The following is a 264-nucleotide window of genomic DNA, read 5'->3' on the forward strand; positions in this document are numbered from 1 at the left end:
ATTGACGTTGTTAACCCGATAATTACTCCCACACAAAGTGGTGTTGTTTCTGGTTGTACATCTGATGCCCCTTGGATTTCCGCTAACTCTTCCTCACTTAATTCGTTTAGTGCTTTTCCAGATGGGTGTTTCGGTAAGTCTTTTAGCTTCTCTCTTACTTGCGGATCTTTCCAAGCCTCTACTAACTCTTCTTTTGTGAACTTGTATTCTTTTGTCATTTCATTCATCCTCTCATTTTGTTTTTTATTTTTATTTACAAATCTT

The 264-nt window shown here is 36.7% G+C and carries 1 protein-coding gene; it reads right to left on the reverse strand.

Going from position 1 to position 264, the window contains the following annotated elements; genetic code table 11:
- The coding region (locus tag ACS2QP_RS27920) for a mersacidin family lantibiotic (protein ID WP_438883090.1) at positions 1 to 218 on the reverse strand (218 nt) is incomplete at its 3' end.
- Positions 219 to 264: the final 46 nt, after the last annotated feature.

The sequence above is a fragment of the Bacillus cereus group sp. Bce019 genome, assembly GCF_051781745.1.
GTDB classification, from domain to species: domain Bacteria; phylum Bacillota; class Bacilli; order Bacillales; family Bacillaceae_G; genus Bacillus_A; species Bacillus_A cereus.